Below are 22,249 nucleotides of genomic sequence, written 5' to 3'. Positions count from 1 at the left end.
CGGAACCCCCCGCTGACTGGCAAACCCTGCTAGCCGGACTCGGCCAGGAGGGCCCGGAGCGCCGGGTAGGTGATGGGCCGGGTCGGGCGAGTGCCGAGTTGGTCGAGGAGGACCCGGGAGCGGGAGAGTTCGGCCAGGTCGAACATGGTGAGGGCCGGTGGGGCTGGGGCGGGAAGGGTGCGGAGCAGCAGGTCGGCCAGCGTGCGGGCGAGATGTTCGGCGGCCCTGCCGGTGGCGAGGCGGAGGTCGGCGTCGGCGAGGCCCGCGCGCAGGCGCTGCTGGAGGTGCAGGGCCCGGGTGAGGGTCGCGTAGGCGGCGGCGGGGTCGGTGACGCGCTGGGCGGTGCCGAGTTCGAAGAGCACGGTGAACGCCTGCGCCTTGAAGCCGCCACGTTCCAGCAGGTCGGCGGCCTCGCTCAACATGGCGGCGCCCTCGGCGGTCCGGCCGAGCAGCCACAGCCGCATCCCTGCCTCAGCCTGGGTGCCGGCCCGGCCGCCGGGCAGGTTGGCCAGGATGATCCTCGGCGGGCGGGTGCTCTCGTCCACCGAAAGGATGTGCCCTCGGGTACGGGCGTCCAGCGCCTCCAGGCCGGCGAGGGTCAACCGGTACTGGCGGGCGGGAAAGGTGGGCATTCCGGCGGCGCGCTGCTCACGGTTGAGGACGCGAAAGTCCGTCCGGCCGATGACGTACTGGTGTCGGCGGGTCCGCATCGACGCGGCGCCTTCGAGGTCACCGGTCAGGGTGGCGTACTCGGCGGCCAGCAGGAGCAGTGAGAAGCGCACGTACGGCACCAGCCCGGGCTGGTCGAGATGCCGGTGCAGTTCGGCCAGGGCGTGTTCCGGCACCACCGGCTGGGTTTCCTCGGCGCGAGCGCCGATGAGCTCCACGCACAGGTTGTTGGCGCTGATGTTGTGCAGTTCGTGCTTGGTCCACAGCTCGCGGACCTTGCGCTGGCTCGCCAGCGCCCGTTCCCGTTTGCCGAGGCTCGCTTCGAGGTGGGCGCGGTACCTGATGAGGTGGGCCTCGGCGAGGTCCAGCTCACGCCGCTGGGTGGGTTCGGGGGCTGGTAGTGCGCGCCTTGCCTGCGCCAGCAGTTCCGACGCCGCGGTCAACCAGGCGTTGGCCGCCTGTCCCGGCCGTTTCTCGGCTCTCAGGAATCGTGCCATCTCGGGGTGCGGATCCCGGTCCTGGGCCGCGACCATGGCCTCGTCGCAGAGCGTGTGCACGAGGCCGAGGCTGGGATACGTCTGCCCGCGCACGTCCTGCTCGATCCACAGCTCGGCCACCTTGCGCCGGTAGGCGGGCGTGCCGCCGAGATAGTGGTGCGCCTCGATCCTGCGGTAGCGCCAGAGTGGCTGGTGCTTGCTGAGGAACAGATGGTGGAGCTGGGCAAGGGATTCGAAGAGCACCAGCCAAGCGGCGAACTCCGCGATCCCGCGGTCCCCTGAGAAGACCCCTACGAGAAACGCCGTCCACCCTTTGCGCACGACGAACCATTCGAAGACGACATAGATGGGCCCCAGGATTCGGGTGACGGCGGCGACGGCGGGCAGGTAACCGTGCCCGGACAGGAACAGCGCCAGGACGATCTCGTACCTGCCGAGCATCGAATGCCGGTGCCAGAAGTCGACGATGAACGGCAGGAGACCGGCCGCGTAGGCGTAGCCCACGAAGACCAGGCCGTAGACGATGCCCGTGCCGTCGCTCAGCAGCTTGCGGGCCCGTTCCCGCGGACTGAGCACGCGCGCCGACCAGATGTCGAGCCGGATCATCAATCCGATCAGCAACGCCGGGCCGATCAGGAGCACGGTGGGGACGGGCGAGCCGCCGTCGACCGCCCGGAACGCCAGCAGTACGACAAGCCAGGCGAACCACGGGTAGAGCACGAGCGGCAGGCGTAACAGACCCATGCGGGACATCATTGAGGAATGCCGGGCGAGATGGGAGAAATTTCGTCAACGGACTGTGGCCATGCGCCTACGCAGCCACACTATGAGGGTGCTGTTATCGCCGGGCCAGTTTGGCCTCGGAATCGCCGCGCTCGGATTCGCCTGCTACCGCGTGGAGCGGCGCATCCGCCTGCGTAGACACGGTGACTGGCGGGCGATGTTCGAGGAGATCGCCGAGGTCCCCGGCAGCTTTGACGGCCGGCTGGCCCTTCTGTCCTTGCTGCACGCCTTCGCCGGGGCCGTGCTCGTGGTACCCGACCTGCCCGGCCCCGCCCGGGCCGCGTTCGGGCTGGCCCTGGGACTGGCCGGCTGGCCGGAGGCGGCGTGCGGCGCGGCCGTCGCGGCTGTGCTCCTCAAGCCGGGGTACGAGCCGCTGGCCTGGGCCGCCCTGCCCATCCTGGCAGGGTACGCGATACGCCTCGCGCATTTCCTGCCGGAGCGGTGGCGGTCCCCGGAGAAGAGGCTCGCCCAGATTTCCCGGTTCGGCCCGTTCATCCGGCCACCACTGCCGATCGACCGGTTCTGGTCCGGCGCCATGATGGTCACGACCGTGGCGCCGATGGCGGCGTCGGCCGCGCAAACCCGGGTGGACTGGGCGGTGTCGGCGTGCGCGGTGGCGTGCTCCGTTCAGCTGAACCTGCTCGACCGGGCGGTACAGCATGAGCACCGGGTGAGCATCCGTGTCCACCGGTTCGGCATGGCGGCCGGCAACGCGGTGGCGATGCTGGTGGCGGCAGGACCGGTGGGCGGCTGGTTCGCGGCGCGTTGGTCCGAAGCCGGGGTGCTCACCGGCTGGCTCGGCGGCGCGCTGATCTGCGCGGTCGTGTTCGCGATCAGGTTCGTCTGGCCGGGACGGCTGCGGGTGATGACCGCGTACTGGCTGTTCCCGTTCTGGGCGGTCGCGGTGTTCCACCCCACGCCCGGCGCGGTGGCCGCGCTGGCGCCGCTGCTGGTGGCCGAGACGTGTGTGGCGGCCCTCTGCGACCGCCCGGTGGCCGGACGGCTGACCGACCGTTTCGCGGCTTTCATGATCCAGCAGAAGCCGGAGCACCGGATGAACGTGCTGGGTCCGTGGCTGTACGACGGGTTCCTGCGCGAGCCGGGCACCGCGGACTTCGGGCTGGTCCGGCGGTACTTCGGCATGGCCGTACACGCCTCGCGCGGTGGGTTCGTCGCGGGTCAGAGCACGATGGTGAACAGGGATCCCGAGCTCAAGAAGCCGTTGGACGGCCTGCGCTGGGTCACGCTGGCCACGCAGGCGCTCTGGCTGGTGGACGAGGAGGTCACCCCGCGCGTACCGGAGGACCTGCGGGAACCGCTGACCCAGGCCCGGTCGATGATCGAGGCCGAACTGGTGCTCACGAAGGCCCTGGTGCTGACCTTCGATCTGGAATGGAACGACGCGCTGCGCGAGTGGCGCGCGGCCGCCGTCCGGTACCGGTCGCTCGGACTGCCCGCCGAGGCGGCGGCCTGCCGGGCCGGCACGGCCGACGTGCTGGACCGGCTGGGACGTGCCGAGGACGCCCGGCGGGAGCGGGCCCGCATCCCGTCCGACGCACCGGAGCCCGGCTGGGATCTGCTGGACGAAAGGGTCCGCGACGGCCTGCGCGCGCTGTCAGCCGACCGGCAGGACCAGGCGAACCGGACCCGCGTCCAGGCCGCGTGACAACGCGTCGAGATCGGCGGCGGGCACGGCGACGACGAGCGCACCCTTGTCCAGGACGTCCAGCGCGAGCAGGCCGCCGAACGTCCCCTGCGCCGTACGGAGACTCACCACCTGGCCGCGCTGTACTCTTGCGGCATTGACCGGCACGCTCAACGCGACCCTGCCGGTCAGTGCCGAACCGAGCGGCGGGCCGAGGTCGGACGGCGACGTGCCCTTCGCCACCGGTTTCACCGTGTAGTGGCCGCTGAGCCGGTCCGTCCCCTCGCCTGTCAGGTCGGACGGCACCAGAACGTGGAAGGCTGGAAGGTCACGCGTCGCGCGGACCTCCCCATCTGGTCCCAGCGCCGGCGCCGTGACGGCCGCGCCCGCTCCCGCGAGCACGACCGCGCCCGCCAGCAACGACCGGACCGGAAACCCCCGCCCCGTACGCACCGGGGCAGGTGCAACGGGAACGGCCTTGACGGGTACCAGGGCACCCGAGGTCACCAGCCGGCTCGGTTCGGGAGAAGTCTCACGGGACGCCGGGTAGCGGAGCGCCGGGATCCGGTCGTAGTCGGGGGTGCCTCGATACCAGAGCTTGCCGAGTTGTTCCCATTGGGCGCGTTCCTGGGCGGGGCTTTCCGGCAGGCGCAGCCGCATCGCCTCAAGCAGCAGAAACCGGTGCACGTCGAAGGCCGAGCGGATCAGCTGCGCGTACGGCCGGGCGGCCCGGACGGCCTCGCGGTAGCCGAGGGCCGCGACGAGAGCCCCGCCCCAGACGCAGCATCCGGCCCCGGTGCCCGGCAGGATCAGCACGGCGAGTGTTCCGCCCACGACGGCGAACGCCCCGCCCAGGAAGCTGATCATCACCGCCGTCTCCATGGCCGTGGCGGCCTGCGCGAACGAGGCGAGGAACGGGTCCGGCAGGACGGTGTAGAGCCGAGGCCAGACGGTCATCGCGTCCATCCCGTACCGGTCGCCGTGTTCCTCGGCGGCGCGCAGCACATTGCCGAGCCGGGTCGGCAGGGTTCGCTGCGCCGTACGCGGATATCCGAGGAAAAGGTCGGTGTCGGCCGCGCGCCGCACGCTCTGCGCGGCGAGATGCCGGGCCAGCAGCGCCATGCGCAGCGGACGGAGCGGGCGCAGATTCGGCCAGTAGCCCTCATACCAGCGGATCAGGGCCGGGCGGGCGACCGCGAGCAGTTGCCCGGCGAGCACGGTGACCAGCACCGATCCGAGCACGAGGAGAATCCGGGTCTCCCCGGCGAGGCCGTTCCACCAGGTCAGCGTCCTCCCCCAGCCCATCCCGGAGGCGGCCACCGTGATCAGTGCCGCGAGGAACGCCGTCAGCGGCAGCCAGACCGAGGTGAGTTGCCGCCGGTCGAGAAAGGCGACGGCGCCGTCGAACAGCCCGCCCACCCGTCATTCCGTCCCGAAGTCAACGAGCCGATGACCCTGGCCGCCGGGGCACGCGATGTCGGCTATCGGGTACTCGTCCACTTCCGCCACGGTTCCACAGACCTGGCACCTGACCCTGACCAGCCCGATCCGCGCCTCGGACGCGCCGTACAGCTCCCAGTCGCCGTCCAGGACGGTGCCGATCGCATCCCCGTCCTCCTCCAGGGCCCGGCGAAGTTCCGTCCTGATCAGCGCGGCGTCCAGCAGCCCGATCAGGCGGTCGTCCTCGACGACGAGCACCGCCGGCAGACCGTTGTTGATCAGGCCGAGCACGCCGGGCAGCGCTGCGAGCCCGCTGACCGGCGCGTCCGGGCTGATCTCCACCGCGAGCCCACGTCCGGCGGGGCCCACCACCCACCGGGGCCGTCCTCTGTCATCGAGCACGACGAGCGTGCCGTCGACGCGATCGGGCGCCTCCCGCACCGTGGTCGGATAGTCAGTGGCCATGAGCTCAGCCGCCGTCCGCATGGCGCTCCTTCCTAGTACCAGTCACCGATGAGCACGAAAGCCGCCCAAAAGTACGGATGCGCGTAAACGGCGCGGCCCAGATTCGGTGCTTCCGCGTCCCTGTCCAGCAACGCCCGCTGCCTGATCGTCTGAGCGCTTTTCCGTGCGGCGGGCTCACTGACCGTTTCGAGAGCCGCGTCGCAGGCCGCGACCGCCCTGGAGAAGTCGGCGGCCATCAGCCGAATCCGGGCCTCGGCGATCCGGAGCCGGGCCGCGGCCCGGGCCGGCAGCAGCGGCGCGACCGATTCCAGATAGGCCAGCACGTCACCCGCGGTGGTCACGCGCAGCCGTTCCTGCGCGGCACGAAGCGCGTCGATGGCGTGCTCCCCTGCGACCAGCCGCTCGTAGAAATGCCGGAAAAGCATCGTGGTCGCCAGCTCGTCAACGGTCCACAGGCTGACCAGCACAGCGGGCGCGCCCGCGTGCAGCACCGAGCGGACCAGGCCGAGCAGTTCGTCGCCAGGCCGGGCCGCGGCGACACCGGTCCGGCACGCGGCCAGCACGACCAGGGTCCCGGACAGTTTGAGCTTGAGAAACCGCTCGGCGGTGAACAGGCCATCGGCGAGCATGACGCCCGAGCGCATCGGAGCCGCCGCATCGAACACCCCGTGCGCGGACACATGCAGAATGTCGGCCGAGCCGACCCTACGCACCAATTCGCCGCTGACCGCGCCCTCGCCGGTAAGGGTCTCGGTCTTGAACAAGCCGGAGACCAGGTCGGCCTTCGCGGGCCCCAACATCAGCTCGGGCCCGCCCGGCGGGTCGGCGACGACGAGGGCGCGCTGCCGGCGGCCACCCCGGTTGTCCCGGCAGTACCGCAGAACGGAGGCGCTCGGCGCGTAGGCGACGGAATGTCCCGCCAGCCCGGAGCCGACGGCGTGCAGCGGAACCCGGTGCAGCGCGTCATGCGGAACCAGCCACACCCGGTCCCCCCGCCCGAGCCGATTGGCGACCGGTTCGACCAGATCGGTGAGGAGCGGATCCGACAGCAGCTCGGTCACCCGACCCAGCGCCTCCGGCCGCCGGGGCGCCGACTCCAGCGTCCTGGTCAACTCGGCCACGTGCGCCTGTACCTCACGCAGCGGGTGCGGCACCGCCACCAGCTCGGGCTCCGGATCCTCCGGATTAGCGATCATGATGACCGCCTGGGTCTCGGTCAGGAAGTACTCCGCCAGAAACATCCGGCCCTCGGTCACGCGCGCTCTCCCGGCTTGACGGAACGTACCCCCTCATCTGCGGAGCGTTCCCATCATTCCGGCTGCCGCCCCGCGATGAAGGCATTTCCCTAACTCCGGTGACGCCCAGGTGCCGGAAACCGCGTCAGTAGCGCTGTTCCACCGAGGACCGATCGGTAGGTGCCGGGCGGGTCACCGGAACGTGGTGAATCCGCTGGGTTTCCACGTGCTGCCGGGTGGCGTCGGCTTCCAGGCGGTGCAGCAGCTGGGCCAGCGCCCAGGAACACTCCTGCGGGCCGCGCCCGGCCGACAGGAGCAGGTGGACGCTCACGCCCGGCCTCGCTTGCGGCGGTGGTCCCGCTGGTCGCGCTGTTCGGGCGTCTTGTAGGTGACCAACGGGATGGTGGTGGCCACGGGGGTGGCCAGGTCATGCTCGACGAGGTCGGCGATGACCTGCTCGATGCGCTTGTAGGCCGTCGGCGCCTCCTCGAAGAGGAGTTGGCGGTCGCCGCACACCACCAGCGATCCCATCGGGGTGCGGCGCAGCTCCTCGACCGTGTGCTTGGCCCGGCCCCGGCGCAGGGCGTCCGCGCGCGACATCTTGCGGCCCGCGCCGTGCGCCGTGCGCCACGGAGTGGTCGGCCTGCGGCCCGGCGTGCGTGGCCACGCGCGTCCAAGCCGTTGCCGCACGGGGTTCCGGCCCCGTGCGTCGGGAGGGCGACTCGCGTGGCTCTCCGGCCCGCTCAAGCTCGTCCTAGTCCTGACCGTCCTGATCGTGTCCGGCCACTTCGCGGCCTACACCTACGTCCGGCCGTTCCTGGAGCAGGTCTCGCACGCCAGTCCCGCCCTCGTCAGCACCGCCCTCCTCCTGTACGGTGCCGCGGGCGTGGCCGGCAACTTCGCGGCAGGCGCATGGGCGGCCAGGAATCCCAAGCCGGTCCTGCTCACGCTGGCCCTGCTCATGGCACTCTCCACTGCGGCGCTACCCCTGATAGGCCTGCCCCTGATCGTCCTCATGGTGTGGGGCCTGGGCTACGGCGGCGCGGGGGTGACCCTGCAGCTCTGGATCATGCGGTCGGGCGGCGGCGAAATGGGCACGGCGCCGTGGTCAGCGCGGCCGGCGCCGGCATCTCGGGCAGAGGTAGAACGACCGGTGTCGAGCGCATGACCGCCTGAGGCTGCCCCCGGCGCGAGGGGCTCATCGAGTCCGGCGCCGTGATCCCGGTCATCGACCGCGCCTATCCCCTCGCCGGCGCACCCGACGCGATCCGCCACCTCGCCGGAGGGCACCCCCGAGCAAGGTCGTCGTCACCCTGGCGGGAACGGTCTGACTCCCGGGCCGGCGACTCGGCTTCCCGGCCTGAGACTTCTCCGCGGCCAGCACTCGTCTGGAGATGACCCGGGATGCCCGGGGGCGGCGGGGTGCGGCTGAAGGTCGTCAGCCATCAGGCGGCTCTGGACGAATTGTCGCCCACCGCCCGGGACCCTCCAGGACTTCCGTAAGATCTTGGTCCGGTCCCCCGCCGTGCCAGCGTGGGACCATGTCCGGGCGGACGGGTGGCCGGAGCCCCGCAGGACTACCACCCGAGCTGATCCGGGCTAGAAGGTGATCACGACTTTTCCGGGGACGTGGCCCTTTTGCAGGTACGTGATGGCCTTGGGGATTTCCTCGAAGGGGTAGTGGCGGTCGATCACCAGGATTACCTGTTTGTCGTTCAGGTATGTGCTCAGCGTCTGCAGGTTCTTTTTGGGGCCACGCGAACGCTCCAAAGTTGGGAGTCTTCACCGGCACTGGTCGCGCGCGGGATCAGCACATCGTGCCTTGTCGAGGAGACGGGGACCTGAAGGGCGGGTCGGTGCGGGAGTTGCCCGCGAGTACGGCCGCGCGCGGCCCGGACCCCGGTCGATCCGATTTCCAGCGTATCCTTGTCCAGATTCCTGGCGACCTGCGCGACCGGCTTCTCCGCGACGATTCGTACCGCTCCCCCACGGAATGTCCGGCCGTACTCCTTGCGCTTCTCGGGCATCTCGACCTCATCGTCAATGTTTCCACGATCGGGGAACCTCAGCAGGGAAGACGGAGGAGGTCATGGCCTTGCGCTTCGAGCATCGCGACACCGAGATCGACGCGAGCATCGTCGACCGCGTGTGGCGTACCCGCAGCGACGCCGAGGACACGATGACATCCGCGGCGCGCACCTGCTGGCATCTGATCCTCTCGCGGACGCAGGGACGCCTGCTCGCCGGCCTGCGCGGGCCGGAGACGAGGGCGACGACCGCACCGGTTCCGCCGGACACCAAGTTTCTCGGGGTCCGGTTCGCGCTCGGTACGGTCCTTCGGCCGCATCCTGCCGCCTCGATCACCGACGGGTACGTGCCCGTCCCGGTGACGGACTCGGGCCGGATCGTCATCGGCGGCGAGGACTGGGAGGCGCCGACGTACGAGAACGTCGAGCACTTCGTCCGGCGACTGCAGGACGCGGGCCTGCTGCTGCGATCGCGCCTCGGGGACGAGGAACACGTCGCCGAGCCCCCCGAGGCCGGCCCGACCAGGCGCACCCTCGAACGTCGCTACCGCGCGATCACTGGACTGTCGCGAACCGCCGTGGCGCAGATCGACCGCGCGAACGCCGGAGCCACGATGCTGCGCGACGGCCAAGACTGGCACACGGTCGTCCAGACGCTCGGATACTTCGACCAGGCCCACCTCGCGCATGCGCTACGCCGCTACGTCGGGTGCACCGCGCGGGAGTTGCGGGCGGGCGGCCATGCCGCGATGTCGTTTCTGTACAAGACCCACCCTGCGCCGGGCAGCTAGCGTTCGCCTGCCGGCCGGCCTCACAGGCTGTCCGCGATGCGAACTCTGGAGGAGAACCGTGCTGCTCAGCGTCAACATATTCGTCAGTCTCGACGGCGTCATGCAAGGCCCCGGAGCCCCCGACGAGGACCGCTCGGACGGCTTCGACCGCGGCGGGTGGCTCGTCCCGCGCGCCTCCGCGCACACCAACGAGGTCGTCAACAGCTGGTTCGGTGAGGCCGACGCGTTCCTCTTCGGCCGCACGAGCTTCACACTGATCGGCGGGTACTGGTCGAGGGTCACCGATCCTGATGACCTGATCGCCACGAAATTGCACACGCTGCCCAAGTATGTCGTGAGCTCGACGCTGACCGATGAGGAAGCCGACTGGAGCCCGACGACGGTGCTCCGCGGTGACCTGGTCGACAGGGTACGCCGCCTCAAGGACCTTCCCGGCAAGGAGCTTCAGGTTCACGGAAGCTGGAAGCTCGTGCAGACGCTGCACCAGGCAGGACTCGTCGACGTCTACCGGCTGCTCCAGTACCCGGTCGTCGTCGGGACGGGAAAGCGCCTGTTCCCGGACGGATCAATGCCCGCGACGTTCACAACCGCCGAAGAGAGCTCGCGCGTGCTGCCCGGCGGCATCGTCTCGCTGACCCTTACCCCCGCGAACCTCGGCGCGATCTCCGCGGGCACGTACACCGTGGACGAGGGGCGCTCGGCGATGGTCCTCGACTGACATACGTGCCCGAGCGGATTCGGGAGGCGGATCGCGGGCCAGGACGAAGGGGCCCTCAGCTCATCGCCACCGCCAGTTCCTTCGCTCCGTGAAGAGTTGATATGCGCGAGATGACGCCGACGGCCATTTCTGGAGTGGGGTCCTCAGGCGTCGAGCGCTTCGAGATCGGGCGTTCGGCTGCTTCATCCTGGCCCACGAGGCTCTTGGCGTAGATGCGCAGGGGCGTCTTCGACGCTGCGTGACCTGCACACTCGGCGTTTCGGCAGCCGATGCCGGGGTGAGCCACGGATGACGTCACAGGAGATATCAATCAACGATCTCTGGAGGAGCCACTCAACTGATCTTCCGCGGATAGAGGCGGACGCTGTGTCCTGTGCTCGCAGGGATCGCGTGCCAGTCGACCGTGTGGCGGTTGAGCGAGCGGGTGTCTGGGGCGCCCTGTCGCGATGCAAGCAACCGCTGGTATGCATTCTGAGACCATCGATGTGATGCGTATCTTTTCCGGGCGCCTCGGGTCGGAGCTGCGCGATCATGACTGGGATGGACACTCGTTTCCTGGGGATCGCCGAGTTGGACGAAGCCCCGTCCGTGGCGGTCGTCGTCGACGTCATGCGCGCTTTCACCGTGGCCGCCTGGGCCTTCGCCCAGGGAGCGGAAAAGATCGTTCTCGCTGAGTCGCTGGACGAGGCCCTGGCGCTCAAGGGACGCCACCCGGATTGGGTGGCGCTCAAAGACGGTCCGCCCGCGCCCGGGTTCGAAGCCGTCAACTCGCCGGGACTGATGCGATCCATCGACCTTGGCGGGCGGACTGTTGTGCACAAGACCACGGCGGGGACGGTCGGCGCCCTTGCGGTCAAGGATGCGTCGCTGGTGCTGTGCGCCGGCTTCGTGGTAGCGGAGGCGACGGCTCGGCTCTTGCGGACGTACAAGAGTGACAGTGTCACCTTCGTGGTCACCGGCGAGGAGGGGCAGGCCGACGAAGATCTCGCGTGTGCTCAATACATCGCGCGGAGGGCCACGGAGGCTGCGACGGATGCTGCCGAGTTCCTCCGCCGCGCTGCCGAGTCGCGCGCCGCCGCCGAACTGGCGGAGGGGGTGCGTCAAGGAGTTCATCCTGACGACGTCGCGCTCTGCCTTGAGGTCGACCGGTTCTCCTTCGCCATGGTGGCGACTGTAGAAGGCTCGCTCATGGTCCTTCGCCCACGAGCGGCGCCTTCCCCGGCTGACGAGGAGCTGGTCTGATCGCTGAGGTCTGCTTTCAGTGAAGCCGCCTCCGCTCCCTCCGGCGACGCAGCAGCGCAGCTACCGACCCATCTGGGACCTGCCGTTCGATCGTGTCTCCCAGGCATACCCGTCGGGGTCGGTGAAGGGGTCGGCGGCGCCGGCGAGCACGATGCCGTGGGATCCTGTGCCTTCCTGGGGGACGCCGGTGTCCTTGGCGAGGGCACGGAGTGGGTAGAGCGCCAGTGTGACGGCCGACGACGGGGTGTCGAACTCCACGTATTTGCCGCCGAAGCTCTTGGCCACCGCCAGGCCGCGCTCGACGTAGAACCGCTTGCTCGCCTTGACGTCCTCCACGCCGAGCAGGAGCGCGACCTGGTCGATCTGCCGGGCGGCGGGGCCGGTGTCCTTCTTGGCCGAGGACGCGATCTTGCAGATGGTCCCGTCCGGGGCGCACACGACGCCGCCGTAGCCCCAGAAGCTCTTCGTGGCCGGCTTCAGCGTCGTGGCGCCGGCGTCGAGGGCGGCGGCGATGAGGGCGTCGACGTTACCCGGCTGGGAGGTCACGAGGGACAGCGCGAACCCGCGGAACCCCGTCGTCGGCGCATCGGAGGCGCGTACATCCACGTGGGGGCCCAGGCCGACGGCCTGGTAGAAGGCGTCCGCGGCCGTGGGGTCGGAGACTTCCAGGGTGACGGATTCGAAGGAGGTCATGACAGGTCCTTTGCGCGAGATGGGTCGGTCGTGCGGCCGGCGGCCACAGGAAATCGGGAAAGTCGGTCCTGCGGGCGGCCGGCCACGGAAAAGCGGAAGGGCGTGCTCACTGGTCCTGAAGAAGCCCCAGGACGTTGCCGTCGAGGTCGGTCACGGTGGCCACCAGGCGGCCACCGCCGACGTCGTGCGCGGCCTCCTTCACGGTGGCCCCGGCGGCGGTCAGCTCGGCCAGCTTCGCCTCGATGTCCGGCACGTGCCAGTAGGCCACCGGCGAGGTCATGCCCTGAGGGCCGCCGCCCGGCACCAGTCCGATGTGCTGGCCCCCGGCCTCGAAGCCGACGTAGTAGGGCGAGTCGGCCTGCGGCGGGATGCCGAGCAGCGCGGCGTACACCGCCTTGGCCCTGGCCAGGTCGGACACGGGGTGCAGCACGGTCTTGATCACCGGGATGGGAGAGCCGGTCATGGTCAACTCCTGTGGTCGTGGGTCAGGTTGTTTGTGTGGGTGGCGTTGTTCGTGTGGGCCGCTTGTTCGGTTGGTCCCGTTGTTCCGGTGTCCCGTTGTTCCTCTGGGCCCCGTTGTTCCGGTAGGTCCCCGGGTTCCTATGGATCCCCTTGTTCCGGTGGATCCCCCGTTCCGGTGGGTCCCGTTTGTTCGTGTAGGTCGCGTTGTTGTGTGGTCACAGCCTCTCTCGCGGCCCCGCCGGCCCACATCCGTGGTGACCACGGATCCGCACACGGATCGGCACCACGGATATGACACGGAGGGAATGCGGCAGACTGGGACAGTGGTGGCGGAAGTGGAGATCTCGCCTCGGGAGTCCGAGGTGCTGGAGCTCGTCGGGGCCCATCTGACCAACGCCGAGATCGCGGCCCGGCTCTGCATCTCGGTGCGTACCGTGGAGAGTCACGTCTCCTCGCTGCTGCGCAAGCTGGAGGCGCCCGATCGGCGGGCGCTGGCCCGGCGCGCGCCCGAGCCGGTGGGCGCCAGGCTGGTGAGCGCCGGGCTGGAAGACACCGGGCTGGAAGGCACTGGACCGTCGCGTCCGGCGTCGGTGCTGCCCGCCCCGCTGACCTCGTTCATCGGACGCGTGCACGAGCGCGCCGAGCTCATCGAGCTGGTCACGGCGTGCCGCCAGGTGACCGCCGTCGGTCCCGGCGGAGTGGGCAAGACAAGGCTCGCGTCGGCGGTGGCCGCCGAGGCGGCCGGCGCGTACTCCGACGGGGTGTGGTTCGTCGACCTGGTCCCGGTCACCGACGCGGGCATGATCGCGACCGCGGTCGCCGGGGCGCTCGGCCTCGGCGAGCAACCCGGCCGCGACATGACCGCGTCCGTGGTCGCCGCGCTGGCCGACCGGCACGCGCTGCTGCTCCTGGACAACTGCGAGCAGGTCGTGGACGGCGTCGCGCTGTTCCTCGAGGGGCTGCTGGCGGCGTGCCCCCGCGTGACGGTGCTGGCGACCAGCCGGACCCGGCTGATGGTGCCGTTCGAACGGGTGTATCCGGTCCCGCCGCTCTCGCTTGACGGCGAGTCGGACGCGGTCGCGTTGTTCATGGAGCGGGCGGCGGCGGCCGGCCGCCCGCTGGGTCCCTCCCCGCGCGACCAGATCGCCGCGATCTGCGAGCGGCTGGACGGGATGGCGCTGGCGATCGAGCTGGCCGCCGCCCGCTGTCCCACCCTCGGACTGGACGGCATCACCGCCGCCCTGTCCCATCCGCTTCGGATGCTCACCGGCGGCTCCCGCGCCGACGAGCGGCACCGATCGGTACGAGCGGCGCTGGACTGGAGCCACGCCCTGCTGGAGCCAGACGACCGAGCGCTGCTGCGCCGGGTGTCGGTGTTCGTGGCGCCGTTCACCGCCGCCGCGGCCGCGGAGGTGGCGGACGGGCAGGAAGGCATCGTCGCCGACGGACTGGCCCGGCTCGCCGAGCAGAGCCTGCTGGCGGTGACCGCGTCTCCGGGCGGGACCGAGTACCGAGCTCTGGAGACCATCCGCCAGTACGGCACCGAGCGGCTCGACGAGGCCGGCGAACTGGCCGACGCCCGGTCCCGGCACCTTCGCTGGTGCCTGGCCAGGGCCGCCGACCTCGCGGTGACCGGGCAGGACTGGCGGGCCCGGTTCGACCTGGTGGCCGACGACCTCCGCGCGGCCCTGGCATGGGCGGCCGACCGGCCGGAGCAACGCGCGGACGCCTATGAGCTCGCCCGGCACCTGGCGGAGCTGACCTTCACCCGTAACCTGACCGGCGAGTCCCAGCGGCGCTACGAGCAGGCGGCCGCGCTCGCGACCGACCCCGCCGCCTCGATGCTCCGGCAGGCTGCGGCGGTGGCCGGCTGCCGGACGATCGGCGATGACATGTACCGATTGCGCCGCGCAGCCGCCGACGCCGCCCGCGCGGCAGGCGACACCGCCGGCGCCGCCGCCGACCTGGCGAGCGCCGCCACCATCGCGTTCCGGTTCTCGACCATGTTCGTCCGGCTTCCGTCGCACGCGGAGGCGCTCGCGCTGCTCACCGAGGCGCGGGAGTCGGCCGGCGACGATCCGGCCGCGCGCGCCGCGGTGGCGCTGGCCGAGGCCGCGGTGCTCACCGACGCGTTCGGCGCCGCCCAGGGCCCGCCCGGCAACGCCGTACCCGAGACGATCGCGCGCGCCGAGCACGCGGTCGAGCTCGCTCGCCGGACCGGCGACCCGCTCGCCGAGTCGGCCGCACTCGACGCGCTCACCGGCGCGCAGAGCTGGGCCGGCGACACCTTCGCCACCGCGGCCACGGCCCGGCGCCGCATCACGCTCCTGTCATCCCTGCCGATCTCTCCGGCCGGCACCCACGAGCTGATCGACGCGCTGGCGATCGCCACCGAGGCCGCCCTCGGCGCGGGCGACGTGCCGGCCGCCCGCCGCTGGGCACGCCAACTCGCCGACCATTCGTCGCTGGCGGAGGTCGGTCACCGCGCCACGTGCCGGCTGCTGATGGTCGACGCGCTCGCGGGCGACGTCGACGAGGTGCTCACCGGGAGCGTCCGGTTCCTCGACGCGTGGCGGCGGGCCGGCAGCCCCTCGCGGACGCTCCTCCGTCCGGCGGTGGCCGCCGTCGCGATGATCCACGGCCTGCGCGACGACGGGGACGCGCAGCGCGAATGGCTGGACGTCCTGGACGCACTCGACACCCCGCCCGAGCACACCTACGGATACGGGGCGGTCTTCGACGCGATACTCCTGCTGCACCGCGGGCAGGCGGCGGAGGCGCTGGAGCGGACGGCCCCCGAGCCCAGACAGGTGTGGAAGTGGGTCACCTGGATCTGGCACCACTGGTACGTCGCCCTGCGCACCGAGGCCGCCGTACTCGCCGGCAGCCCCGACGCCCGCGACCGCGTAGCCGAGGCCCGGACCGTCGTGGCCGGCAACCCGGTCGCCGAAGCCCTGGTGGAACGGGCCCAGGCGCTGCTCGACCATGACCAGGAACGGTTGCTCGCCACCGTGGACGCCTTCGACACCGCCGGCTGCCGCTACCAGTCCGCCCGAACCCTCCTCCTCGCCGGCGCCCCCCGCGGCGCCACCGCCCCTGTCCGCCCTCGGCCTCTCCCCCTGGTCCTGTGACGCCTCGGCCGCTACCTGACCTCAGGTCCCCGACCAGGCGGCCGCATGGGGCCGGGCGCCAAGCCGGCTGAGAGGGAGGCGGTGGCGAAGACCTTCTGTGCGGGGGCGATGGCCGGCGGTCTCCGGACGCGCGATCACGGCGGCCATCTCGGTCAAGACCTATATCCGAGTCAAGACCTTCAGGGACGACCGCGTCCCTGTCGTGGTGTGACCGAGCGGAACACGGCACAGCCCCCAGGAACCGATGGAAGGGTTCAGAGCTTGACGAGCTTGGCGTAGGGAGCGTTGATGCGATACGTCTTCGCCCCGAAGTTGACGATAACGGCGACATCGTCATCGACGCCGACGACCCGGCCGAGGCCGTGTCTGTCGTGGCTCACGAGGTCCTGCACGACGAAACACTCAAGAGGAGGCGTAGGGGGCACAGGAACGTTGAAGGGACTTCCAGGCAGGACTCGCCGGACCGCGGCTAGGTTGCGTCTCATTTGTGCCAGTATGCGGCCTGCGGTGGCATGAATCGAGCTCAGCGCTCCACTCGAGACCGTACTGCAGCACCGCCACCTGAATCACGGCCTCTTCGGCCGGCGCCCTGCGAACGTGCGTCCCTGAGCGACATCGCAGTCCCAGCGAGATCCGCCCTGTCACTTACCTGAGGTGCGGATGGTCAGGCGGCCATAGGGGAGATTGCCGGTGACGTGGACGTCGAGGCCGCCCAGGCGTGGGCGGGCCGGGGTCTTGCAGGTCACGCGGGCCCAGGCGGCGTGGACTCCGTCGATGTCCGCGCCGGCGCCCGGAGGCAGGATGATCGTGGCGTGGCCGTAGGTCAGCCGGAGTTCGATGTCGACACGCCGGTGCGGGATGTGGGCGCGGGACAGGTCGAGGCGCACCCTGCCGTACTGGGAGTCGACCCGTAGCCGGCGCGGGACCGGCCAGTCACCCGTCCGGGTGAGGTGCCCGCCGACGGACCACAGCCGGACCGTCTCGTCCGGCAGGTCGGCGACGACCGGCCGCAGTTCGTCCGCGCAGGTGGCGGTGAGCGCCCGTTCGAGCCGCGACTCCAGCTCGGTCGAGCCGAGCCGGCCCTCCGCGTAGGCCTGCTGGACCAGCTCCACCGCCCTGTCCCGATCGGCCTCGTTCACCGGCTCACGGCCTTCTTGTACAGCCGGGTGGCCAGCGGCACGAACACGACCAGGAGCACGACCGACCACAGCAGCGAGACCGGCACCGCGTGCCGCAGCGGCCAGGCGCTCGGCGCGGGCATGGCCGGGCTGATGTTGCCGAACAGCTCGCGCGCGGCCTGGACCAGCGTGGACACCGGGTTCCATTCGGCGATCGCCCCGAGCGGGCCGGGCAGGCGGCTGCTGTCGGCGAACGCGTTGGACAGGAAGACCAGTGGGAACGACACGATGGTCACGATGTTGTTGAACACCTCGGGCGTGCGCAGCGCCAGCGCCACGGTCGCCGTCACCCAGGAGAACGCGTAGGCGAACAGCAGCAGCATCACGAACCCGAGCAGCGCCTCCAGCGGCGAGGTGCGGATGCGCCAGCCGACGAGCAGGCCGACGAGCGACATGGTGACGATGCTGGTCAGGTTCATGATGATGTCGCTGATGGTCTGGCCGGTCAGCACCGCCGAGGGCGACATCGGCAGCGTGCGGAACCGGTCGAAGATGCCCTTCCGCAGGTCCTGGGTGAGCGTGTAGCCGGTGATCTGCGCGCTGCTGACGATGGTCAGCACGAAGATGCCCGGCAGCATGTATTCGCCGTACGACATGCCAGGCAAGCTGATCATGCTGCCGAAGACATAGGTGAACAGCAGCACGAACACGATCGGGAGCATGACCACGCCGCCCAGCAGGTCGGGCGCTCTGCGGATCTTCAGGGCATTGCGCTTGGCGATCGTCAGGCCGTCGGCGACGGCCAGCTGCATGGCGTTCAACGGCTGGACTCCTTGGTCTTGTGGCCGGCCTGGTGTCCGGTGAGGGTGAGGAACACGTCGTCCAGGGTCGGCCGGCGCAGGCCAACGTCGCGCACGGTGACCCGTTCGGTGGCCAGCCGGCCGAGGGCGCTGGTCAGCGTGGCGGGGCCGTCGTCCACCGGGATGGTCACCCGCAGCGCGGCGTCGTCCACAGTCAGGTCACCGGCGGCCAGCGGCGCCAGCGTCCGCGCGGCGGTGGCAAGGCCCGCCGCCGTGGCGACCGACAGCTCGATGCGGTCGCCGCCGACCTGGCTCTTCAGTTCGTCGGCGGTGCCGAGCGCGATCACCCGCCCGCCGTCGACCACGGCGATGCGGTCGGCGAGCCGGTCGGCCTCCTCCAGGTACTGGGTGGTCAGTAGCACGGTCGTACCCGCCGCGACGAGCTCGCCGATGACCTCCCACAGGCCGATGCGGGCCCGCGGGTCCAGGCCGGTGGTGGGCTCGTCCAGGAACAGCACGGGCGGGTCGGCGACCAGCGCGCCGGCCAGGTCGAGCCGGCGCCGCATGCCGCCCGAGTAGCCCTGCACGGGACGGTCGGCCGCGTCGGTGAGGTCGAAGCGCTCCAGCAGCTCGCGGGCGCGCTCCCGGCTGCGCTTGGCGCCGAGGTGGTAGAGGCGGCCGACCATCTCCAGGTTCTCGGCGCCGGTGAGGTGGTCGTCCACGGCGGCGTACTGGCCGGAGGCGCCGATGCGGGCGCGCAGCCGGCCGGCGTCGCGGACGACGTCGAACCCGGCGACGCTGGCGTGTCCGGCGTCCGGGACGAGCAGCGTGGTGAGGATGCGCACGGTGGTGGTCTTGCCGGCGCCGTTCGGGCCGAGCAGCCCCAGCACCGTCCCCTCGGGGACGCGCAGCTCCATGCCGTCGAGGGCGGTGACGGCGCCGTACTTCTTGACCAGGCCCTCGGCCACGATCGCGTCTGTCATCGGAGATCTCCTCAGGAACGGTGGACGAGAATGTCGCCGTAGGTGGTGTGGGCCCGCACCTCGACGGTCCGGTCTGTTCCACTGGGGGCATCGCTGGGGTCGAGGGAGACGTCCACGGTGCCGTACTTGGAGCTCACGTCCAGCCAGGCGGCGGTGCCTTCGGCGACGCCGAGGTCCAGCCCGCCGCCGTTGGTCTCCAGGACGACCGAACCGCGGGTCACCTCGCCGATCTGCAGGCCGGCGTACGCGGTCTTGGCGGTTACTCCGGCCAGGGCGCGGTCCACGGCGAGGTCGCCGTGCCCGCTGTTCAGCCGCAGCTCGCCGGTCACCTCACGGATGCGGACGCTGCCGTGGGCGGTCCTGACGGCGGCGGTGCCGTCGATGCGGCCGATGATGATGTCGCCATGCGTCGTGATCACCTCGGCGTGGCCAGACGCGGCGGTGACCGAGATGTCGCCGTAGGTGCTCTTCACCCGCAGCGCGCGAGCCTGCTCGACCCGGATGGCGCCGTAGGATGTGGTGCACGCCACTTCGCCGAGCGGACCCCGGCAGCGCAGGCTCCCCACCGCGGTGGCGTCGACGCTGGAACCCGCCGGCAGGCTGACCGTCACGTCCACCGAGCCAGGGCCCACCAGCAGCGAACGCGCCCAGGACGCGAGCCCCGAGCCGGGGCGCTGCTCGCTCTCGCCGCGCACCACGAGCCTGCCGTCGGCGAACTCGACCTCGGTGTGCTCGGCGGTCCTCACGTCGGCGTCGTTGTGCTCGTCGGTCGGGCGGATCTCGACGACGGTGTCGGCTCGGGCGCCCGCCTCGACCCGGATGGTGGCGTGCGGCATCTCGAAGATGGCGGAGATCGGTTCGGGGGTGTCGAAGGTCGGCATTCCGCTTCCCTGGTCGTGGGTCGGCGTGGACATCAGCGCACCCATCCGCTGTAACGGTTGCCGGACTGTTGAGATGGACGCCGGGCTCCGCTCCGGCGGGCGTCGCCGGGGTCGAGCGCGGTGGAGATCGCGCGCACCAGCCAGGCGTTGACCGACAGCCCGTCGCGGGCGGCCGCCTCGTCGATGCGCGGCTTGAGATGCTCGGGGACGCGCAGGGAGATGCGGGACGTACCGCCGTCATCGACCTCTGGGGGCGGCGGCGCGGACGGCCGTTCGTCCTCGTACGCGGGGGTGGTGGGCGGTGACGTCACGACGAACGCGGGGTCGCGGCCACGCAGGCGCACCTCGACCGAGCCCGGCGCGAGGTCCTGGGTGATCTCGTCTGCGGCGGCCGACAGAGCTTCCAGCAGCGCGAGCCGGGCGGCCGACTCCAGCGCCGCGGCGAGCCGCTCCGCCAGCGCGCGCGCTTCCTCGCCACCCGCGCCCGCGGCGACCGCGAGCTCCCGGCGAAGGTGATCGACATACGGCGCAAGGTCCATGACGCCACTATGACACCATCATGGCGTCACTTCAAGCGGACACAGGTCATCTGATTGACGCCACTTAGGCGTCAAGGACTGTTTCGACCCGCCCATCTGCCGCCGCGCCACCAGATTCGCGCGGAGCTGCTCGAACGGCAGGGCGCGGTAGGTGGACGACGATGTGTTTGCCGCCCTCGGGGGTCGGTTCGATGGTGTGTCGGCCGCCGGCCTCCTCGGTTAGGAGCATGACCATGAGCAGGCCGCGGCCGCCCTCATCGTGCGGGGCCGCTGGTATGCGGGGAAGTCGCGGGTGGGTGTCGTGTACGGCGACGGTGAGCCAGTAAGCGTCGGCGGCGAGCAGTACGGTCGCCGTGGGCGAGTGCGCCGCGGCGTGCTCGACGACGTTGGCGACCAGCTCGGTGACGATCAGGCTCGCGGTGTACGCGTTCTCCTCGTCGATCCCCCAGCTGGCGAGCGTTTTGACCGTCTCGTGCCTGGCCACCGGTACCTGGTCCACGGTCGACATCACCGTGAAGACGTGGGTGACGCGTTGCTGCATGTCGATCCCCTCTGCCGGGCTGTGGAGCCGCTGTCGTGGGCGGCTGCCAGCGTCGGGGAGCAGGAGCCGAGGCCCAACGTCGGAAAGTCATCGACACAACACACAGGGTTATGACAGGTTGGCATGGCGGTAGCGGCGGGTGCGCCGTACGGTGGCCTGCCTGGGACGGCGGTGGAGGGGTGGCCGATGAGTGTGCGGCTGTGTCCGGGGTGCCGAGAGGCCAGGTTGAGTCGGTACAGCCGCGACCCGGTGTGCGCACCCTGCCTGCGGGCCGGCCGAGGCGTCCGTCCGGCCAACCCGGCGTGGCTGTGGGACTCGGTCCCGATGCGGGAGGTGCTGGCCCGCAGCGACCTGGCGGCGTTCGTCGCGCTGGTCCGCGCGACCATGGGGCTCAGCCAGCTGGAGCTGGCGAGCCTGGTCGGCTGGTCGCAGAGCACCGTCAACCGCATCGAACACGGCGAACGCGGCACCCTGTACGACGTCCGGGAACTGGTCCGGTTCGCCGACGCCATCGATATGCCCCGCCACGCCCTGCTGCCGTTGATCACGGGCAAGCCCGTGGCGATCGATGAATTCGCGGGCACTAATCCTGATATGGAGATGGATCGGCGGCATTTCGCCGGTGTGGTGGCCGGCGGTCTCGTCGTGGGGATGGGCTTGGGCTCGGCAGAGATTCCAGCCAGGGTCGACGTGGCGCATCTCAGATTCCTGGAGGCGACGATTCGGCGTCTCTGGACCCAGGACCAGCAGGTCGGCGGTGGCGTTCTGCTCGGCCCCGCGCTCCGCCGGCTCGCGGCCGTACGGCGCATGCTCGACGAGGCCGACTACACCGAAGCGGTCGGGCACCGGCTGTTGTCCATGGCCGGGGAGCTGTGCCTCTGCGCGGGATGGCTCGCCTACGACTCCGGGCATCAGGACGCCGCTCGCCAGTTGTACGCCGAGGCTTACCTGTATTCGGGCCAGGCCGGGGATGAGCAGCTTCGGGTGAACGTCGCGTCCTATCTGGCCATGCAGGCCGTGCGGGACGCGCGGCGCAATCCCGGCCGGGCACGTGAGGCGTTGCGGATGGTCACGGTGGGCAGGGACGCGGCGTGCGGCTGGGCGACACCTCGGGTGTACGCGCTGCTGGCGATACGGGAGGCCACCGCTCAGGCGGCGCTGGGCGAGCGGCTGCCGTACCGACGGGCGATCGCGACGGCCTGGCGAGAGATCGAACGCGGCGGCCACGACGACGACCCGGAGTGGACCGGGTTCCTGACGCCCACCATGCTCACCTACTTCGAGGGGTTGACCACGATGGTCCTCGGCAGGCCGCTGGTCGCCGTCGACCGTTTCCAACGTCTGCTCGCCGATCCGGCGCTCGGGGAACGGAACCGTCTCTACTACCGGTCATGCCTGACGAACGCGCTGCTCGCCTCGGGAGAGACAGCCGACGCTCTGGCGGAGGGAATGGACCTGCTGGCAAGGGTGAGCGGCTCGCGCAGGACGCTGGAGGAGCTGGCTCCGCTCCGCGACGCGGCCGGCGATTCCTCGGAGTTCGCCGAACTGTACGACCACAAGCTCGCCGCGTGACCGTACGGTCCACACGG

Annotated in this window: 24 protein-coding genes; 7 read left to right on the top strand and 17 right to left on the bottom strand. The window is 70.8% G+C overall.

Annotated features, from left to right (window positions below; all coding sequences use genetic code 11):
- Window positions 1-29: 29 nt before the first annotated feature.
- Complete coding sequence (locus tag ABZT47_RS15605; RefSeq protein ID WP_354841405.1) at window positions 30-1,910, bottom strand: hypothetical protein; 1,881 nt, start codon at window positions 1,908-1,910, stop codon at window positions 30-32.
- 82 nt (window positions 1,911-1,992) lie between these two features.
- On the opposite strand from ABZT47_RS15605, the gene ABZT47_RS15600 reads away from it, so the two are divergent.
- Window positions 1,993-3,615, top strand: coding sequence for a hypothetical protein (locus ABZT47_RS15600; protein WP_354841403.1), 1,623 nt, complete (start codon window positions 1,993-1,995; stop codon window positions 3,613-3,615).
- On the opposite strand, the gene ABZT47_RS15595 is transcribed toward ABZT47_RS15600, so the two are convergent.
- The 5 genes from ABZT47_RS15595 to ABZT47_RS15575 form a co-directional block, all read right to left on the bottom strand.
- Complete coding sequence (locus ABZT47_RS15595; protein WP_354841400.1) at window positions 3,565-5,013, bottom strand: hypothetical protein; 1,449 nt, start codon at window positions 5,011-5,013, stop codon at window positions 3,565-3,567. The genes ABZT47_RS15600 and ABZT47_RS15595 overlap by 51 nt on opposite strands.
- A gap of 3 nt (window positions 5,014-5,016) precedes the next feature.
- A complete protein-coding gene (locus tag ABZT47_RS15590) occupies window positions 5,017-5,520 on the bottom strand; it encodes a hypothetical protein (RefSeq protein WP_354841397.1) in 504 nt (167 codons plus the stop codon).
- An 11-nt stretch (window positions 5,521-5,531) separates the two neighbouring features.
- Window positions 5,532-6,755 carry a CHAT domain-containing protein gene (locus ABZT47_RS15585; RefSeq protein WP_354841395.1) on the bottom strand — a complete coding sequence of 408 codons (1,224 nt, stop codon included), beginning with the start codon at window positions 6,753-6,755 and terminating at the stop codon, window positions 5,532-5,534.
- A 124-nt stretch (window positions 6,756-6,879) separates the two neighbouring features.
- Entirely contained in the window at window positions 6,880-7,065 is a 186-nt protein-coding gene (locus ABZT47_RS15580) for a hypothetical protein (RefSeq protein WP_354841392.1), read from the bottom strand.
- On the bottom strand, window positions 7,062-7,334 hold the full coding sequence (locus tag ABZT47_RS15575; protein WP_354841390.1) for an RtcB family protein: 273 nt from the start codon (window positions 7,332-7,334) through the stop codon (window positions 7,062-7,064). Before ABZT47_RS15575 ends, ABZT47_RS15580 begins: the two co-directional genes overlap by 4 nt.
- Here ABZT47_RS15575 and ABZT47_RS15570 point away from each other — a divergent pair.
- Window positions 7,270-7,902 (top strand): MFS transporter, encoded by a 633-nt coding sequence (locus tag ABZT47_RS15570; RefSeq protein ID WP_354841387.1) that lies wholly within the window; start codon window positions 7,270-7,272, stop codon window positions 7,900-7,902. The genes ABZT47_RS15575 and ABZT47_RS15570 overlap by 65 nt on opposite strands.
- Window positions 7,903-8,333: 431 nt before the next feature.
- Here ABZT47_RS15570 and ABZT47_RS15565 read toward each other — a convergent pair whose 3' ends face one another.
- A complete protein-coding gene (locus ABZT47_RS15565) occupies window positions 8,334-8,504 on the bottom strand; it encodes a zinc-binding dehydrogenase (protein ID WP_354841384.1) in 171 nt (56 codons plus the stop codon).
- Window positions 8,505-8,823: 319 nt separating this feature from the next.
- On the opposite strand from ABZT47_RS15565, the gene ABZT47_RS15560 reads away from it, so the two are divergent.
- A complete protein-coding gene (locus tag ABZT47_RS15560) occupies window positions 8,824-9,552 on the top strand; it encodes an AraC family transcriptional regulator (RefSeq protein WP_354841382.1) in 729 nt (242 codons plus the stop codon).
- Window positions 9,553-9,610: 58 nt separating this feature from the next.
- A complete protein-coding gene (locus ABZT47_RS15555; protein ID WP_354841379.1) occupies window positions 9,611-10,270 on the top strand; it encodes a dihydrofolate reductase family protein in 660 nt (219 codons plus the stop codon).
- 55 nt (window positions 10,271-10,325) lie between these two features.
- Here the strand turns inward: ABZT47_RS15555 and ABZT47_RS15550 are convergent, their stop codons facing one another.
- Window positions 10,326-10,568, bottom strand: coding sequence for a hypothetical protein (locus ABZT47_RS15550; RefSeq protein WP_354841376.1), 243 nt, complete (start codon window positions 10,566-10,568; stop codon window positions 10,326-10,328).
- A gap of 242 nt (window positions 10,569-10,810) precedes the next feature.
- Here ABZT47_RS15550 and ABZT47_RS15545 point away from each other — a divergent pair, with 242 nt between their 5' ends.
- A complete protein-coding gene (locus ABZT47_RS15545) occupies window positions 10,811-11,512 on the top strand; it encodes a 2-phosphosulfolactate phosphatase (protein WP_354841374.1) in 702 nt (233 codons plus the stop codon).
- Between the two features lie 60 nt (window positions 11,513-11,572).
- Here the strand turns inward: ABZT47_RS15545 and ABZT47_RS15540 are convergent, their stop codons facing one another.
- Together ABZT47_RS15540 and ABZT47_RS15535 are read right to left on the bottom strand one after the other, a co-directional pair.
- Window positions 11,573-12,205 (bottom strand): glyoxalase, encoded by a 633-nt coding sequence (locus ABZT47_RS15540; protein WP_354841371.1) that lies wholly within the window; start codon window positions 12,203-12,205, stop codon window positions 11,573-11,575.
- A 106-nt stretch (window positions 12,206-12,311) separates the two neighbouring features.
- Complete coding sequence (locus ABZT47_RS15535) at window positions 12,312-12,668, bottom strand: VOC family protein (protein WP_354841368.1); 357 nt, start codon at window positions 12,666-12,668, stop codon at window positions 12,312-12,314.
- Window positions 12,669-13,002: 334 nt separating this feature from the next.
- On the opposite strand from ABZT47_RS15535, the gene ABZT47_RS15530 reads away from it, so the two are divergent.
- Window positions 13,003-15,798, top strand: coding sequence for a LuxR C-terminal-related transcriptional regulator (locus ABZT47_RS15530; RefSeq protein WP_354841366.1), 2,796 nt, complete (start codon window positions 13,003-13,005; stop codon window positions 15,796-15,798).
- Window positions 15,799-16,052: 254 nt separating this feature from the next.
- On the opposite strand, the gene ABZT47_RS15525 is transcribed toward ABZT47_RS15530, so the two are convergent.
- From ABZT47_RS15525 to ABZT47_RS15495, 7 genes are all read right to left on the bottom strand, one after another.
- Window positions 16,053-16,190 (bottom strand): hypothetical protein, encoded by a 138-nt coding sequence (locus ABZT47_RS15525; protein ID WP_354841364.1) that lies wholly within the window; start codon window positions 16,188-16,190, stop codon window positions 16,053-16,055.
- Between the two features lie 249 nt (window positions 16,191-16,439).
- The gene (locus tag ABZT47_RS15520; protein ID WP_354841362.1) at window positions 16,440-16,937 is read right to left on the bottom strand and encodes a DUF1707 domain-containing protein; all 498 of its coding nucleotides are present in this window, start codon (window positions 16,935-16,937) and stop codon (window positions 16,440-16,442) included.
- Window positions 16,934-17,728, bottom strand: coding sequence for an ABC transporter permease (locus ABZT47_RS15515; protein WP_354841499.1), 795 nt, complete (start codon window positions 17,726-17,728; stop codon window positions 16,934-16,936). Before ABZT47_RS15515 ends, ABZT47_RS15520 begins: the two co-directional genes overlap by 4 nt.
- Before the next feature lie 5 nt (window positions 17,729-17,733).
- Window positions 17,734-18,699, bottom strand: a complete 966-nt coding sequence (locus ABZT47_RS15510; RefSeq protein WP_354841359.1) for an ATP-binding cassette domain-containing protein — start codon at window positions 18,697-18,699, stop codon at window positions 17,734-17,736.
- Between the two features lie 11 nt (window positions 18,700-18,710).
- Window positions 18,711-19,613, bottom strand: coding sequence for a DUF4097 family beta strand repeat-containing protein (locus ABZT47_RS15505; RefSeq protein WP_354841356.1), 903 nt, complete (start codon window positions 19,611-19,613; stop codon window positions 18,711-18,713).
- Entirely contained in the window at window positions 19,613-20,119 is a 507-nt protein-coding gene (locus ABZT47_RS15500; protein WP_354841353.1) for a hypothetical protein, read from the bottom strand. The genes ABZT47_RS15505 and ABZT47_RS15500 overlap by 1 nt, the downstream gene beginning before the upstream one ends.
- Before the next feature lie 64 nt (window positions 20,120-20,183).
- Window positions 20,184-20,660 carry an ATP-binding protein gene (locus ABZT47_RS15495; protein ID WP_354841350.1) on the bottom strand — a complete coding sequence of 159 codons (477 nt, stop codon included), beginning with the start codon at window positions 20,658-20,660 and terminating at the stop codon, window positions 20,184-20,186.
- A gap of 225 nt (window positions 20,661-20,885) precedes the next feature.
- Here ABZT47_RS15495 and ABZT47_RS15490 point away from each other — a divergent pair, with 225 nt between their 5' ends.
- On the top strand, window positions 20,886-22,232 hold the full coding sequence (locus tag ABZT47_RS15490; RefSeq protein WP_354841347.1) for a helix-turn-helix transcriptional regulator: 1,347 nt from the start codon (window positions 20,886-20,888) through the stop codon (window positions 22,230-22,232).
- The last annotated feature ends 17 nt before the right edge of the window (window positions 22,233-22,249 follow it).

The sequence above is a fragment of the Sphaerisporangium sp. NPDC005289 genome, assembly GCF_040607455.1.
In the GTDB taxonomy this organism is placed as follows: domain Bacteria; phylum Actinomycetota; class Actinomycetes; order Streptosporangiales; family Streptosporangiaceae; genus Sphaerisporangium; species Sphaerisporangium rhizosphaerae.
Note: the sequence above shows the minus strand (reverse complement) of the source record. Positions and strands in the feature narration are given on the sequence as shown.